This is a genomic window from Streptomyces sp. NPDC107498 (assembly GCF_055582805.1).
The window spans coordinates 170,273-184,233 of record NZ_JBVJPE010000014.1; the positions used below are offsets into that span (position 1 = coordinate 170,273).

10 protein-coding genes are annotated in these 13,961 nt (G+C 74.4%); 5 read left to right on the forward strand and 5 right to left on the reverse strand.

Annotated features, from left to right (window positions below):
* The first annotated feature begins 67 nt into the window (after nucleotides 1-67).
* Entirely contained in the window at nucleotides 68-1,426 is a 1,359-nt protein-coding gene (locus ACZ66Z_RS24430; RefSeq protein ID WP_469937280.1) for a DNA-3-methyladenine glycosylase 2 family protein, read from the forward strand.
* Nucleotides 1,427-1,433: 7 nt separating this feature from the next.
* Here ACZ66Z_RS24430 and ACZ66Z_RS24435 read toward each other — a convergent pair whose 3' ends face one another.
* From ACZ66Z_RS24435 to ACZ66Z_RS24445, 3 genes are all read right to left on the reverse strand, one after another.
* Nucleotides 1,434-1,916, reverse strand: coding sequence for a DUF456 domain-containing protein (locus ACZ66Z_RS24435; protein WP_469937282.1), 483 nt, complete (start codon nucleotides 1,914-1,916; stop codon nucleotides 1,434-1,436).
* Between the two features lie 68 nt (nucleotides 1,917-1,984).
* On the reverse strand, nucleotides 1,985-2,419 hold the full coding sequence (locus ACZ66Z_RS24440) for a hypothetical protein (protein ID WP_469937283.1): 435 nt from the start codon (nucleotides 2,417-2,419) through the stop codon (nucleotides 1,985-1,987).
* 68 nt (nucleotides 2,420-2,487) lie between these two features.
* The gene (locus ACZ66Z_RS24445; RefSeq protein WP_469937285.1) at nucleotides 2,488-3,471 is read right to left on the reverse strand and encodes a helix-turn-helix domain-containing protein; all 984 of its coding nucleotides are present in this window, start codon (nucleotides 3,469-3,471) and stop codon (nucleotides 2,488-2,490) included.
* Between the two features lie 232 nt (nucleotides 3,472-3,703).
* Between ACZ66Z_RS24445 and ACZ66Z_RS24450 the strand changes: the two genes are divergently transcribed.
* From ACZ66Z_RS24450 to ACZ66Z_RS24465, 4 genes are all read left to right on the forward strand, one after another.
* Complete coding sequence (locus ACZ66Z_RS24450; protein WP_469937287.1) at nucleotides 3,704-7,474, forward strand: S8 family peptidase; 3,771 nt, start codon at nucleotides 3,704-3,706, stop codon at nucleotides 7,472-7,474.
* Nucleotides 7,475-7,597: 123 nt separating this feature from the next.
* A complete protein-coding gene (locus tag ACZ66Z_RS24455) occupies nucleotides 7,598-9,361 on the forward strand; it encodes a protein phosphatase 2C domain-containing protein (RefSeq protein WP_469937289.1) in 1,764 nt (587 codons plus the stop codon).
* Between the two features lie 27 nt (nucleotides 9,362-9,388).
* Nucleotides 9,389-11,131 carry a pyruvate dehydrogenase gene (locus ACZ66Z_RS24460; RefSeq protein WP_469937291.1) on the forward strand — a complete coding sequence of 581 codons (1,743 nt, stop codon included), beginning with the start codon at nucleotides 9,389-9,391 and terminating at the stop codon, nucleotides 11,129-11,131.
* Nucleotides 11,132-11,240: 109 nt separating this feature from the next.
* Nucleotides 11,241-11,645, forward strand: coding sequence for an ATP-binding protein (locus ACZ66Z_RS24465; RefSeq protein ID WP_469937293.1), 405 nt, complete (start codon nucleotides 11,241-11,243; stop codon nucleotides 11,643-11,645).
* 35 nt (nucleotides 11,646-11,680) lie between these two features.
* Here ACZ66Z_RS24465 and ACZ66Z_RS24470 read toward each other — a convergent pair whose 3' ends face one another.
* Complete coding sequence (locus ACZ66Z_RS24470; RefSeq protein WP_469937295.1) at nucleotides 11,681-12,793, reverse strand: DUF2637 domain-containing protein; 1,113 nt, start codon at nucleotides 12,791-12,793, stop codon at nucleotides 11,681-11,683.
* A 239-nt stretch (nucleotides 12,794-13,032) separates the two neighbouring features.
* Nucleotides 13,033-13,902, reverse strand: a complete 870-nt coding sequence (locus ACZ66Z_RS24475; RefSeq protein WP_469937297.1) for a (2Fe-2S)-binding protein — start codon at nucleotides 13,900-13,902, stop codon at nucleotides 13,033-13,035.
* Nucleotides 13,903-13,961: the final 59 nt, after the last annotated feature.

Here is a 13,961-nt window from a genome sequence, read left to right on the forward strand (position 1 = left end):
ACCGGGCCCGACCGCGGTGTCCGAAAACCGCGAGCCGGGGGGTGGCGGCTCCCGCACACTGGGAGCCATGAGGGACGACGACACCCGCTACGAGGCGGTCAGCAGCAGGGACGCGCGGTTCGACGGAGAGTTCTTCTTCGCCGTCCGGACCACCGGCATCTACTGCCGGCCCAGCTGCCCCGCCGTCACCCCCAAGCGGCAGAACGTCTCCTTCTACCCCACGGCCGCCGCCGCCCAGGGCAACGGCTTCCGCGCCTGCCGCCGCTGCCGGCCGGACGCCGTGCCCGGCTCCGCCGAGTGGAACGTCCGGGCCGACGTCGTCGGGCGCGCCATGCGGATGATCGGCGACGGCGTCGTCGACCGCGAGGGCGTGCCCGGCCTCGCCGGCCGGCTCGGCTACAGCGCCCGGCAGGTGCAGCGCCAGCTCACCGCCGAGCTGGGCGCCGGCCCGGTCGCGCTGGCCCGCGCCCAGCGGGCGCACACCGCGCGGCTGCTGCTCCAGACCACGGGGCTGCCCGTCACCGAGATCGCCTTCGCCGCCGGATTCGCCAGCGTCCGCCAGTTCAACGAGACGATCCGCGCCGTCTACGCCCGCACCCCCACCGCCCTGCGCGCCGAGGCGGGCAACGGCGCGGGAGCACGTACCGCGCTCGCCGCGGGAGTGCCGCTGCGGCTCGCCCACCGGGGGCCGTACGCGGCCGGCGAGGTCTTCGACCTGCTCGCCGCCGAGGCCGTGCCCCGGGTGGAGGAGGTCGTCGGCGCTCCCGGCGCCCGCACCTACCGGCGCACCCTCCGCCTCCCGCACGGCACCGGCGTCGTCTCCGTCGACGAGCGCTCCGGCGGACGCTGGCTGGAGGCCCGGATCCACCTGACCGAGCTGCGCGACCTGACCACCGCCGTGCACCGGCTGCGCCGGCTCTTCGACCTGGACGCCGATCCGTACGCGGTCGCCGAGCGCCTCGGGGCGGCCCCCGCGCTCGCCGCCGAGGTGGCCGCCCGGCCGGGCGTGCGCTCCCCGGGCACGGCCGAGCCCGAGGAGTTCGCGCTGCGGACGGTCCTCGGCGCCGGGGAGTCGGCCCGGCTCGTCGAGCTCCGCGGCACCCCGCTGGCCACCGCCTGCGGAACCCTCACCCATGTCTTCCCGGAACCCGCCGCCCTGACGGAACACCCCGTCGCGGGGCCGCTGGCCCGGGCCCTCGCCGACGGAGCCGTACGCCTCGACCCCGGCGCCGACCGCGACGAGGCAGAGCGCGCCCTGCTCGCCGTCCCCGGTGTGACCGCCGGGGCCGCCGCCCTGATCCGGATGCGGGCCCTCGGCGACCCCGACGTGCCCCCGACGGGCGCCCCGGAGGCGGAGGAGTGGCGTCCCTGGCGCTCCTACGCGGCGCGCTACCTGGGCGCGGGCGCCGGGTCTTCCCGTACGTAGTCCTCCGTCAGCCCCAGATCACCGCGCCCGCCCAGGCGCCCACCACCAGCAGACAGGCGAAGAGCTCGACGAGCACGCTCGTGCCGGCCGCCCGCATCACCGCCCGGGTCGCCGCCCCGGCCTGGCCGTGGCCGCCGAGGCGGAGCCGCTCCGAGAGGTAGATCCCGCCGACGAAGCCGGGGACCGCACCGACCACCGGGAGCAGGACGAAGCCCAGGACGGCGCCCACCCCCGCGTACGTCACCATGCGCCGGGTGATGCCGACGCCCCTGAGACGGCGCGGCGGCAGCTGCCAGACGATCACCTGGGTGAGGAGCAGCAGGCCGGTCGAGGAGGCCAGCAGGAGCCAGGCCAGGTCCGTGCGCTCGTGCAGCGACCACCAGAGCATCGCCGCCCACACCAGCCACGTCCCCGGCACGCCGGGCGCGAGCACCCCGAACAGGCCGAGCAGCATCACCGTCCCGACCATCAGGAGCTGCCACACACCCACGCTGCCAGCGTGCACGACGACCGGGGTTCCCGCAGGTCGCGCGGGGCGGACGGGGTACGGGGCGGGGGTCAGGAGGCCAGGGGCAGGGCGGCGGCCACCAGGTTCCGCTCCGTGCGGCTGATCAACGGGAAGACGACCTTCAGGGCGGTCTCGCCGTACGGGGAGGAGAGGACGAAGGAGGAGTTCAGGATCCGCTCCCTGACCGCCGAGCGGACCAGGCCGTCACGCGGGATCGTCATCGTGTGCCCGACCGGCTTCGCGAACACCGGGTCCGCCCGGAAGACGAGGAGCCGTCGGTCGGTCATCGCCAGGTACATCGGGACCGGTGTCGGTATCACCGCCACCGCGCCGCCGCTGAGGACGGCCGACGCCACGCCGAACGCGGCGGTCCGGCGCACGGAGACCGTGCTCAGGTTGACGACGCACGTCACCTCGACCCGTTCCCCGGGCTCCAGCATCGGGGTCACGGTGGCCAGCAGGGCGCGACGGCGTCGAGCGTTCATGGGGGCGGAACTCCTGGGGGGCGAGGGGCAAGCGGAACCGGCCGCTCACTTTCCCACGCGTCCCGGGGTCAGCGACGGGCGACCCAACCCTTCTCGTACGCGTGCCAGCCCAGCTGCAGCCGGGTCGTCACCCCGGTCAGCTCCATGAGCCCCTTCACCCGCCGCTGCACGGTCCGCAGCCCCAGGTCCAGCTGCTTGGCCACGCTCGCGTCCGTCATCCCGGCGAGCAGCAGCGACAGGATCTCCAGGTCCATCGCGTCCGGGCCCGGTGCCTCGTCCTCGGTGATCTGCGCGCCCGCCCCGAGCCGCAGCGGCAGCGCCTCGCGCCACACCGACTCGAAGAGGCCCATCAGCGATTCGAGGAGCCCGCTCGCGTGCACGACGATCGCGGCCGGCTCGGCGCCCCGGCCGGTCAGCGGGACCATGGCCAGGGTCCGGTCGGCGACGACCAGCTTCGTGGGAACCCGGTCGGCGACCCGGATCCGCTCCTCGCGGCCGAGCGCCGCGGAGAGTTCGAGCAGCCCCGACGGGAGCGTGAGCACCTCGCGCTCGATCACCACCCGGTAGCGCACCCCGCGCCCGGCCGCCTGCTCCTCGGCGTGGTTCTCCAGGCCGGTGACGGCGATCGGTTTGCCGGTCACCAGGGCGCAGACCTCCTCCTGGGCGCCCAGCTGGAGCTGGAGGAAGCGGTGGGTCACCGCGCTCGCACCGACCACCACCTCCACCAGGTCGTGCACGGCCGCCTCCGCGGCCTCCGCCCGGTACTCCTCGGCGAGCAGCTTGGCCGCCAGCTCGGCCTGCTCCAGCTCGTGCCGCTGCTGGGTGAGCAGCGCGCCGAGCGCGACCCCGGGCGGCGCCGCGACCCAGCGGCCGGTGCGGGCCGAGGACTGGGCGGCCAGCCCCTGCGCCTCCAGGCGGCGCAGCGCCCGCTCGGTGTCCTGCTCGGGCAGGGCGAGCCGGTGCGCGAGATCGGTGACCTCGGCCGCGCCCAGTGCGACCAGGGCGCGGTACGCGGACTCCTGGCGTTCGTCGAGTCCTATCGCTCCCAGCATGGATGCCCCACCCCTCGCCGCGCCTCCGGCCGACGGCCCGGATCTTCCGGGGACGTCCACCGGAGGCATTCGTTCCGTCGGTGACCTGGCGGGAAACGGCCACGGCGTATTCCCGCCTCTCCCATCATCCCTGTACCGCCGTCACCTCTGCCAATGTGGCGCCACCGCAGCACCGACAGCCTCCGGCGAAGGGCACCTCATGCCCTTTTCCCGGATTCAGATGGGGAGAGCGATGCGTCCGATTTCGCGTACGGCCCTGGGGGCGGCGACCGCGGTCGCCCTGGCCGTCACCGCGGTCGCGCCGTCCACGGCCGATGAGCCGCAGGACGACACGGCCGGCAAGCGACCGCTGGTCGGCAGCGAGGCCCCGGCCCGGGCCGGTGACGGAGCCGGGAACGCCACGGTGACCCTGGTCACCGGCGACCGCGTCCTGGTCACCCGGGACGCCGAAGGGAACCCGGCGGCCACGGCCCTGCCCCGGGAGGACGGAACCGTCCCCCTGGTCCAGACCCGCCGCGCCGGACGGGACCTGTACGTCTACCCCGAGGACGCCACCGCCGCGCTCGCCGCCGGACGCGTCGACGAGGAACTCTTCAACGTCACCGGCCTGATCCGCCAGGGCTACGACGACGCCGCCACCACCACGCTGCCCCTCATCGCCGTCTACGGCTCCGACCTCGCCCGCTCCGTCCCCGCCGCCCCCCGCGGCGCCAGGCGGGGCCAGGTCCTCAGGGCCGTCGACGGCGTCGCGCTCAAGGCGGAGAAGAAGCAGGCCGCCACCTTCTGGGCGGAGATCAGCGCTCCGGCCGCCCGCTCCGCCTCCGCCGGTCTGAAGAAGCTCTGGCTCGACCGCAAGGTCGAGGCCACCCTGGAGCGGTCGACCCGGCAGATCCACGCCCCCGAGGCCTGGGCCGCCGGCTACGACGGCAAGGGCACCAAGGTCGCCGTCCTCGACACCGGCGCCGACGCCGAGCACCCCGACCTCAAGGGCCGCATCGTCGCCTCGGAGAACTTCACCGACTCCGACACCACCGGCGACCACCAGGGCCACGGCACCCACACCCTCTCCACCGTCGGCGGCTCCGGCGCCGCGAGCGACGGCAGGAAGAAGGGCGTCGCCCCCGGCGCGGACCTCCTCAACGGCAAGGTCCTCAACGACTCCGGCTCCGGCGCCGCCTCCTGGATCATCGCCGGCATGGAGTGGGCCGTCGCCCAGGGCGCCGACGTCGTCTCCATGAGCCTCGGCAGCCCCACACCCACCGACTGCACCGACCCGATGAGCGCCGCGGCCGAGGAACTCGCCCGGAACGAGGGCACGTTGTTCGTCGTCGCCGCCGGCAACTCGGGCCCCGCGCTCAACACCGTCTCCTCGCCCGGCTGCGCACCCGGCGTGCTCACCGTCGGCGCCACCGACCGCGACGACTCCACCGCCTGGTTCTCCAGCCGCGGCCCGACGATCGTCCACCACACCCTCAAGCCCGAGGTGGCCGCGCCCGGCGTCGGCATCTCCGCCGCCGCGGCCGGCGGCCGGGGCGCCCACGCCTACCAGTCCATGTCCGGTACGTCGATGGCCACCCCGCACGTCGCGGGCGCCGCCGCCATCGTCAAGCAGCGCCACCCCGACTGGACCGCCCGGCAGATCAAGTCCGCGCTCGTCGCCTCCGCAGACAGCGGCGTCCCCGGCGACGTCCGCGAGGTCGGCGGCGGCCGCCTCGACGTCAAGGCCGCCATCGACCAGACCGTCCTCGGCGCCCCCGCCGTCCAGGGCGGCACCTTCGCCTGGCCGCAGGACGAGAGCGACCGCACCACGGTCCCCGTGCCGTACACCAACACCTCCGACGCGCCCGTCACCCTCGACCTGGCCGTCGAGGAGGTCACCGGCAACGACGGCTCCCGCGTGAGGTCGTCCGTCGCCCGCCTCGGCCGGCGCACCGTCACCGTCCCGGCCGGCGCCACCGTCGAGGTCCCGCTCGCCCTCGACCCCGACGCCCGCCTGGAGCGCGCCCAGTACGGCGACGTCACCGGCCGCGTCGTCGCCACCGGCAAGGGCGGCGTCCACGTCTCCACGCCCTTCTCGCTGTACGTGGAGCCCGAGACCGTCACCCTGCGCGTCAAACTGATTGACCGTCAGGGAGCGCCCGCCTCCGGTGCCTCCTCCCTCGACGTCATCGGCACCGACGACGCCACCGGCGAGCGCCGCTTCAACGAGGGGGCCGCCGACCAGGTCTACCGCCTGCGTCCCGGCAGCTACTTCCTCTCCTCCTTCGTCACCACGCCCGACGCGGGCGAGGGCGCCACGCTGAACGACTCGCTCAGCTACCTCGGCCGCCCTCAGGTGGAGCTGAAGAAGGACACCACGGTCGTCCTCGACGCCCGCAAGGCCCACAAGCTGTCGGTGAGGACCGACCGGGCCTCCGAACTCCGCGGCGCCACCCTCGCGTTCGCCCGCTCCTGGGACGGCTTCTGGCTGCACGCCGGAACCGCCGCGGGACCGCGCACCATCCGCGGCTACTACGCCTCGGTCGAAGGCGCGCCCGACGAGGGCGACTTCGAGTTCGGCAGCTACTGGCGGACCGCCGCCCCGCAGATCACCTCGCTGCGCACCGGCGACAGCCTGGCCCTCCACCCCCTCACCGCCTCCATCGGCTCCGACAACCTCGACGGCACCGGCTCCGCCCGCCTCGTCGACGCCGGAACGGGCACGCCGGACGAGCTCGCGGCCGCCGGGGTCCGGGGCCGCGTCGCCCTCGTCCGGCTCCCGGACGACTCCACCGACGCGGGCGTCCTCGCCCGGAACGCCAAGGCCGCCGGCGCCGTCGCCGTCGTCACGTACCACCGGGCCCCCGGCCGCTGGTACCCGACCGGAGGCTTCACCGGCCTCGGTCTCCCCGTCCTCTCCGTCCCCTCCACGGAGGCGACCGCGCTCCTCGGCAGGCTGACGGCCGGCGAGGTCACCCTCGGCTGGCGGGCCACCGCGAAGAGCCCGTACCTCTACAACCTCGCCTTCCCCGAGACCGGCGCGATCCGCGACGACGAGGAGTACCGGGTCCGCGACTCCCGGCTGGGCCGCACCGACTCGACCTACGGCTCGGCCGGCGTCGCCACCGACTTCACGGACTTCCCGGCCGCCTACCGCCCGAACGGCGTCGGCGTCTCCTTCGGCTCGCTCGAGACCGTCCCGGCGCCCGGCACCCGCACCGAGTACTACTCCGCCGGCGACACCGCCTGGCAGCAGATGGTCAACAGCAGCTTCCCGTTCGGGGAGCTCATGATCGGCGCCCGGCACGCGTACGCGCCCGGCGAGAAGCGCACCGAGAAGTGGTACGACGGCGTCATCGCCCCCACGGCGCCCCGCGACACCACCGGGAAGCCGGTCCTCGTCTCCGAGCGGCAGGGCAACCTCATCGGATTCGCCGACGCCATGTGGGGCGACCGCACCCACCACGCCGAGCCCGGCTCCTTCGGCGACATCGGCAACCTGCGCCTGAGCCGCGACGGCGAGCTCCTCGGCGAGAGCGGCTGGCCGTTCGGCGTCTTCGAGGTGCCCGCCGAAGCCGGTGCGTACACGCTCGAACAGAACACCATGAAGATCGGCAGCAAGGTGTGGGCCCGCTCCACCTCCGTCAACTCGGTGTGGGAATTCACCTCCGAGCTTGACGAGAGCGTCTATTCTCAGGGCATCCCGATTCTCTTCCCCCGGTACGACCTTCCGGAGGACGGACTCAAGACCCTCGCCGCGTCCGACGGCCAGCACATCGGCCTCACCGCGACCGGCCACGCGGGCTACACTCCCGCGACGCTCACCTCGGCGAAGCTCTCGTACTCCTACGACGGCGGTACGACCTGGACCGAAGCGCGGGTCTCTCAGCAGGGCGACGGCTGGACCGCGACCGTGAACCACGCGGGCGCGACCGGCAAGCAGGTCACCCTGAAGACCGAACTGACGGACGCCGACGGCAACTCCGTCACCCAGACCGTGGTCCGCGCTTACGACGTGCGCTGACCACGCCGGTCCGCCGGGCGTCCTTCCCGTGGGGGGTGGGGCCGCCCGGCGGACCACCCATTTGCAGCAACGGTTTTCCTGGTGTCCCGTTTTCGGACGCCGTGCGCGGTGGACAATAAGGGCATGACTCAGCAGGGGGACAGCTGGTGGGACAAGCTCTACGACGAGTCGGCGCCGGACACGGCCCCGACGGTCTCGGGTGACACGCTCGACGACCACTTCGACACGACACCGCGCGCGGTGCCGACGCGGCCACCGAGCAGAGCCGGGGCGAGCGCGCCGGACCCGGCGCGGGCCCAGGACCCGGCGCTCGCGCGGGCCGGGGCGAGCGCGCCTGACGAGGTGTCGGCGCGGGCCGGACGGGGCGCCCCGGATCCGGCGCCGACGCCCCCGGCCCCGAGCGCGCCCCCGACCCCGCCGACCCCGCCGGTCTCCAGACCGAGCGTCCCCACGGCGCCCCCGGCACCGCCCGCGCCGCCCGGGATCCCCGCGCCGCCCGCGCCGCCCGTCGCTCCCGCCTCGTCCGGGGTCCCCACGCCGCCCGCGCCGCCCGTCGCTCCCGCCTCGTCCGGGGTCTCCACGCCGCCTGCGGCCCCCGCGCCGAGCGCGTCGTCGGCGGTCTCCGAACCGCCCGTCCCGCCCGTGGCTCCCGTGCCACCCACCCCGCCGGCCCCGCCCGCGGCCCCCGCGCCGCCCGGGCCCCGGCAGGCGCCCGCCGTGGCCGGGCCGGCGCCCTGGGAGGCGCCCGAGGGCGTCGGACCGCGGACGTTCCCGACCCCTCCGCCCGCGCCGCCGCCACCGGTCGCCGCGCCCGTCGAGACGCCCACCCTCCAGGGGCCGCTGTCCGAGGAGCCGGGCGCCGGCCCCGAACCCGACCTCACCGTCGAGGTGCCGGTGCCCCGCCCGAGGACCGGGTTCGTCGGCAGCAGGCCGCCCACCTACGAGGCCGAGCCCACCGCGCTGCCCGTCGCCCGCCCCGGCGAGCTCGCCGAACTGGTCGCCGACACCGTCCTCGACGGCGCCCGCTACGGCACCTGCACCCTGCGCGCCGCCTCCGTACGCGGCGACTCCGCCCGCTTCCGGGGCGAGCCCCGCCGGGACGCCCTGCTCACCGCCCGCTTCGGCCACGACGAGACCGCGCTCGTCCTCGTCGCCGTCGCCGCGGGCGCCCGCACCGCCGAGGACGCCCACCTCGCCGCCGCCGACGCCTGCCACTGGATCGCCGAGGCCGTCTGCCGCAGCCACGCCCGGCTCTCCGAGGACATCAGGTCCGGCCGCCGCGGCGACCTCAAGTCCGGCCTCCACCGGCTCACCGACCGGACGTACGGCAAGCTGCGGGCCCGCGCCACCGAGCGGGGCCTCGCCCCCGACGAGTACACCGCGGCCCTCCGCTGCCTCCTCGTCCCCGCCGACCCCGAGTGCCGCACCCGCGTCTTCTTCGGCATCGGCGGCGGCGGCCTCTTCCGCCTCCGCGACGGCTCCTGGCAGGACCTCGAACCGCTCCTGCCCGAGCCGGCCGCCGTCACCGGCGCCCCCGTCGTCGGCTTCGGTTCGCCGCCGCCCGTCCCGGAGGCGACCGAGGAGGGGGACAGGCTCACCATGGACCTCGGCATCACCACCGCGCCGCCGCTCGTCGAGGAGCCCGTGCCACCGCCCGCCGAGCCGTTCCGCTTCCGCGCGTCCGTGGCCCGCCCGGGCGACACCCTGTTCCTCGCCTCGCCCGGACTCGCCGAGCCGATGCGCGGCGAACCCGCCCTCGCCCGCGAGCTCGCCGCCCGCTGGGCCGACGACGAGCCGCCCGGCCTCGCCGCCTTCCTCGCCGACACCCAGCTGAGGGTGACCGGTTACGCCGACGACCGTACGGGGGTGGCCGTCTGGGAGGCGTGATCCGCCGGGCCGTGTGTTGATGGAGCCATGGCCAAACAGAACGTTGCGGAACAGTTCGTCGACATCCTCGTCCGGGCGGGCGTCCGGCGGCTGTACGGAGTGGTCGGCGACAGCCTGAACCCGGTCGTCGACGCGATCCGCCGTACCTCGGCGATCGACTGGATCCAGGTGCGGCACGAGGAGACCGCCGCCTTCGCCGCGGGCGCCGAGGCCCAGATCACCGGAGGCCTCGCCGCCTGCGCGGGCTCCTGCGGGCCCGGCAACCTCCACCTCATCAACGGCCTGTACGACGCCCACCGTTCCATGGCCCCGGTCCTCGCCCTCGCCTCGCACATCCCCTCCAGCGAGATCGGCCTCTCCTACTTCCAGGAGACCCACCCCGACCGGCTGTTCCGCGAGTGCAGCCACTACAGCGAGATGATCTCCAACCCGAAGCAGATGCCCCGGCTGCTCCAGACGGCGATCCAGCACGCCGTGGGCCGCGGCGGCGTCAGCGTCGTCTCGCTGCCCGGCGACATCGCCTCCCAGCCGGCACCGGAGAAGGCGGTGGAGACCGCGCTCGTCACCACCCGGCCCACCGTCCGCCCGGGTGACGCCGAGATCGACGCCCTGGTCCGCATGATCGACGCCGCCGACCGGGTGACGCTGTTCTGCGGCAGCGGCACGGCCGGGGCGCACCCCGAGGTGATGCGGTTCGCCGAGCGGATCAAGGCGCCGGTCGGCCACGCACTGCGGGGCAAGGAGTGGATCCAGTACGACAATCCGTACGACGTCGGCATGAGCGGACTGCTCGGGTACGGCGCCGCCTACGAGGCCACCCACGAGTGCGATCTGCTGATCCTGCTCGGCACCGACTTCCCGTACAACGCCTTCCTGCCCGACGACGTCAAGATCGTGCAGGTGGACGTCCGGCCCGAGCACCTCGGCCGCCGTTCCCTGCTCGACCTGGCCGTCTGGGGGGACGTCCGCGAGACGCTGCGCTGTGTGATCCCCCGGGTCCGGGAGAAGACCGACCGCCGCTTCCTCGACAAGATGCTGAAGAAGCACGCCGACGCGCTGGAGGGCGTCGTCAAGGCCTACACCCGCAAGGTCGAGAAGCACGTCCCGATCCACCCCGAGTACGTCGCCTCCGTCATCGACGACCTCGCCGACGACGACGCGGTCTTCACGGTCGACACCGGCATGTGCAACGTCTGGGCGGCCCGCTACCTCTCGCCCAACGGGCGGCGCAGGATCATCGGCTCGTTCAGCCACGGCTCCATGGCGAACGCCCTGCCGCAGGCGATCGGCGCCCAGTTCACGGACCGGAACCGCCAGGTCGTCTCGCTCTCCGGCGACGGCGGCTTCTCGATGCTGATGGGCGACTTCCTGACCCTCGTCCAGTACGACCTGCCCGTGAAGGTGATCGTCTTCGACAACTCCTCGCTGGGCATGGTCGAGCTGGAGATGCTGGTCGCCGGACTCCCCTCGTACGGGACGACGAACAAGAACCCGGACTTCGCCGCCATCGCCCGCGCCGCCGGGGCCCACGGCGTCCGGGTCGAGAAGCCCAAGCAGCTCGCGGGCGCCCTCAAGGAGGCCTTCAGGCACAAGGGGCCGGCCCTGGTCGACGTCGTCACCGACCCGAACGCGCTCTCCATCCCGCCGAAGATCAGCGCCGACATGGTGACCGGCTTCGCGCTCTCCGCCAGCAAGATCGTCCTGGACGGCGGCGTGGGCCGGATGCTCCAGATGGCTCGTTCCAACCTGCGCAACGTCCCCAGGCCCTGAGGAGCTTTTCGGACACCCCTCACGCTCCGCCACCACCTCATGAATGCGGACGGTGATGTGGGGCATGCATCCCCGTGAGCCTGTTCGACGCGACCTGTGGGTGGGGGATATGGCCGGGGAGGCACGACAGCCGACTCAACTGCTCAGAAAAGTGGGGTGCGCCGATCTCACCGCGGTGCCGGAGGTGCGGCACGCCCTGCGTGAACTGCTGCGGAAGTGGGGCGGACCGGGCGCCTCCGACGTGGCCGAACTGCTCACCAGCGAACTGGTGACCAACGCCCTGGTCCACACCGAGCACGGGGCCGTCGTGACCGCGACGGTCGTCCCCGAGCAGCTGAGGGTCGAGGTCCGCGACTTCATGCCCGGGCTCGAACGGCCGCACGCACCGCCCGCCGAGGACGGTACGCACGGCCGGGGACTCGTCCTCGTCCAGACCCTCGCCGACTCCTGGGGGGTGGAGGAGAGCGGGGTGGGCAAGGTGGTGTGGTTCGAACTGAACGGCGGGGCGGCCTGAGAGGCCGCCCCGCCGTTCTCCTTCCTGTTCCCCGCTCAGCCGAACTGCTGCTCCAGATCCTTGAGCTTGCGCTCCAGGGAGTCGAGACGGGGCAGCGCCTGGGTGTCGTCCTCGGCGGTGAGGTCCACCGTCCGGGACTCGCCGGGGCGGGGCTCATCGCCCCTCACGGCTTGCAGGGAGGGCCGGTGTCGAAGCGGCAGCTGTCCGGGGTCCGCTATGGCGGGCTCCGCGACGGCGGCCTGCACGGCCGGCGTCGCGGAGCCCGGACCGCCGCCCGCGCCCGGGCCGGCACCCGTACCGGACGAGGTGCCGAGGGCCGCCACCTCGACCTGGCGACCGCCGCCGCGGCCGAGCCCGAAGGCCCGGTGCTGACGGTTGATCGCCTTGAGCCTCGCCCGGTCCAGCTTGACCTGGTCGCGCCGGCGGAGCCGGTCCTGCTCCTTCTCCCGCCGGTCCTCGCGCACCTCGTCGACCGCCTCGTCCAGGGTCCGTACGCCCTCCAGGAGCATCAGGGACCAGGCCGCGAAGGTCTCCCGGGGCGCCCTCAGCCACCGCACGATGCGGATCTGCGGCAGCGGGCGGGGCACCAGGCCCTGCTCGCGCAGCGCGGCCCTGCGGGTCTGCTTCAGCGCCCGGTCGAAGAGGACCGCCGCCGAGAGGGACATGCCGGCGAAGAAGTGCGGAGCGCCGTCGTGGCCCATGCCACGCGGTGCGTGCACCCAGTTGAACCAGGCCGCCGCGCCCGCGAACAGCCAGACGAGCAGGCGCGAGCCGAGGGCCGCGTCGCCGTGGCTGGCCTCGCGGACCGCGAGCACCGAGCAGAACATGGCGGCGCCGTCGAGGCCGAAGGGGACGAGGTACTCCCAGCCCCCGGCGAGGTTCAGGTTCTGCCGGCCGAAGCCGACGAGGCCGTGGAAGGAGAGTGCCGCCGCGACGGCCGCGCAGAGGAAGAGCAGCCCGTACGAGGCGAATCCGTAGACGGCCTCCTTGCGTCTGCGGCGCTCCTCGCTGCGTTCCCAGGAGTCGTCGGCCGCGGCCTGGTCACCGGCGCGCTTCCCGCGCGCGAGCACCGCCACCGCCGTCAGGACTCCGGCCACCATCACGCCGCCCGGAAGCAGCCAGTCCAGCGATATGTCGGTCAGTCTCATGCGGTGTCCCTTGCATCGCAGTAGGGCGTTTGGCGGCCCATACTGGCCGACCCCGCGGAGCGCTCAAGGGGTTTCGGGGCAAGAGCACGCCATCGGGGTCGCGGGGCATGCGAATGGGGGCGATCTGATCGAACGCGCGTGCAAGGGAAGGGAATTGAGTTCGATTCGCACCACTCGAACGGTTGGCGCGGGTGCGGTCGCGACCGCGGTCGTGGCCGCAGCCGGGGTCGGGGCCCGGGTCAGTCGGCGGTCGCGGTCAGGCGGCGGACGCGCTCGGCGTCGCAGGTGCGCGGACAGGTGAGGCAGGTGTCCTCGGGGCGCAGCGTGTAGAAGAAGCAGCACGTGGCCCGGTCGCGGGTGGCGTGCGGAGCGCCGTCCGCCCCCTCGGTGCCGGCCAGCTCGCGGAAGCCCGCCCCGCCCGCGTACGGCTCGTGCGCCTTGGAGGTGCCCGGCAGGAGGAGTTCGAGTTCGCCCATCGCCCGCCGCTCCTCGCCCAGCAGGGTCGCGACGTACCAGAGGCCCTCGACGATCTCGTCCGTGGCCATCCCCCACAGGGCCCGGCGGCCGCGCCGCATCCGGGGCCCGAAGCCGTCGAGGACGGCCTCGAAGTGCTCGGCGAGCGAGGCGCGCACCTCGGCCCGCAGCGCCTCCTCGTCGGCGACGACCCGGGCGCCGGGGAGGGCGGCCGCGGGGTCGCCCGGCAGGCAGGCGAACTCCTCCACCCGGACCGCCATGCGGCCGAGCACGCGCTGGAAGGCCACGTTCCGGGCGGGCAGGCGGGGCACCCTGCGGTCCAGGAACCAGGGGAGGGTGACGAGGAGGCAGGCGGGCCAGGCGTACCGGTGCAGGCCGAAGCTCGCGACGACGTCGGGACGGGCGCGGGTGCCGTGGTCCCGCAGCACCTGCGCGTCGTCCTGGGCGAGGAAGGCGTCGAGGCGGGGACCGCCGGCCGCGAGCTCCTCCGCGCCGACCCAGCCCGCGCCGCCCGGCAGCCGCTCGCCCGGGGCCGGTTCCTCCAGCCGCAGGCCGGGGAAGACCTCGGCGAGCCGGGCGTAGGAAGCCGCGACGGGGGAGGTGAGGGGGGCGGGCAACAGGGCGGGGACGGTCATGCGGACCACCGAATCGCGAGCGTTGGCAGGTTAGCCTTACCTTACCCGATTCGAGGAGG

Excerpts from the sequence above, each read along its gene's own strand:
- ACZ66Z_RS24470 (WP_469937295.1), bottom strand. The coding sequence starts at position 12,793 with ATGAGACTGACCGACATATCGCTGGACTGGCTGCTTCCGGGCGGCGTG.
- ACZ66Z_RS24430 (WP_469937280.1), top strand. The coding sequence starts at position 68 with ATGAGGGACGACGACACCCGCTACGAGGCGGTCAGCAGCAGGGACGCG.
- ACZ66Z_RS24450 (WP_469937287.1), top strand. The coding sequence starts at position 3,704 with ATGCGTCCGATTTCGCGTACGGCCCTGGGGGCGGCGACCGCGGTCGCC.
- ACZ66Z_RS24460 (WP_469937291.1), top strand. The coding sequence starts at position 9,389 with ATGGCCAAACAGAACGTTGCGGAACAGTTCGTCGACATCCTCGTCCGG.
- ACZ66Z_RS24440 (WP_469937283.1), bottom strand. The coding sequence starts at position 2,419 with ATGAACGCTCGACGCCGTCGCGCCCTGCTGGCCACCGTGACCCCGATG.
- ACZ66Z_RS24455 (WP_469937289.1), top strand. The coding sequence starts at position 7,598 with ATGACTCAGCAGGGGGACAGCTGGTGGGACAAGCTCTACGACGAGTCG.
- ACZ66Z_RS24475 (WP_469937297.1), bottom strand. The coding sequence starts at position 13,902 with ATGACCGTCCCCGCCCTGTTGCCCGCCCCCCTCACCTCCCCCGTCGCG.
- ACZ66Z_RS24465 (WP_469937293.1), top strand. The coding sequence starts at position 11,241 with ATGGCCGGGGAGGCACGACAGCCGACTCAACTGCTCAGAAAAGTGGGG.
- ACZ66Z_RS24445 (WP_469937285.1), bottom strand. The coding sequence starts at position 3,471 with ATGCTGGGAGCGATAGGACTCGACGAACGCCAGGAGTCCGCGTACCGC.